The 1,010-nt window shown below is 53.7% G+C and carries 1 protein-coding gene and 1 pseudogene; both read right to left on the minus strand.

Translation table 11 applies throughout. The annotated features are described in order from the left end of the window. Nucleotides 1-268 (minus strand): annotated as a pseudogene (locus KDK19_RS13295) (hypothetical protein); the annotation flags it as partial. 50 nt (nt 269-318) lie between these two features. After that, complete coding sequence (locus tag KDK19_RS13300; protein WP_257287952.1) at nt 319-972, minus strand: hypothetical protein; 654 nt, start codon at nt 970-972, stop codon at nt 319-321. Between the last annotated feature and the right edge of the window lie 38 nt (nt 973-1,010).

Genomic DNA, 1,010 nt, shown 5'->3' on the forward strand with positions numbered 1-1,010 from the left:
CTGCGGTCAGACTGATAATGTCACCACCTTCACCGCTTTCAAAGTCGTGCCAAAGCCCACTGCCCAGCTCCACTTCCAGGCTCTTGCCCTTCTTGCCGTGGACGTTGCCCAATACAAACTTCTGGCCTCGTTTTTTGCCATTGGGAAACAGCCAGGCCAGGTACTCAGGCATTCGTTCCAGAATACGACGCTTAACGTCTTCTGCATCCCGTTTCTGTGTCGCGCCCTGCTCTTGGGCATCGTTAAAATCAAGCCATTTGTTTTTCATTGTCACAGTCCCTGTAGGGAAAAGCCCACCCGCAGGTGGGCGTTAGAGCCTTAATCCCACTGGTTGTTGTAGCTTTCAGCTGGGTGGGGCGCTGAGTCCGGAGGACTGTAGAGCTGGGATTGCAGCTGAGCCTGAGGGTGGCCACCCTGCTGATTATTAGCGAGTGCTTGGCCCTGAGCATTCTGACCAAACATCAGCTGGGCATACTGCTTGTGCTCCGGTGTAATGGCCTGCTTGATGACATTTTTCGGTTCGTCGTACTGATCCTTTTCAGTACTGATTTTGGCGACGAACTCAATACCATCCAGCTCTGACAACGATTTCAACTGCCGGGCTTTATAAGCCGGGGGACTGTTATCTTCGGCCTTGATATTACGAGCAGATTGCAAAACACCCCGGACAAAGGACCGGCCCATGTTTTCCCACTCCGGGCCTTTGGGGCTGTGCATACCGATCAGGGACCAAATCTTGCGCCTGGCGTACTGGCCTTCCAGCACCGTGAACTCGGCATTGAGGTAGATGGCTCCGGTATCGCCGCAAGTGGCGTAACCACCGGTCCAGCCCATTTCGGGCTTGTCGTAGCCTCCGGGCTTAAGGGTCATACGTACCTTGACCAGGGTGCCTGAAGGAATGACATCGTAGCTGCCCTGATCGGTAGCATCGTTAAAGTCGTTCCAGCGTGTCATGGCTCTTTGTTGGCTCATGGTTATTTCTCCGTTCCTTGAGGTTGAGTTTCAAACTG

This window comes from Endozoicomonas sp. ONNA1 (genome assembly GCF_024606325.1).
GTDB lineage: Bacteria > Pseudomonadota > Gammaproteobacteria > Pseudomonadales > Endozoicomonadaceae > Endozoicomonas_A.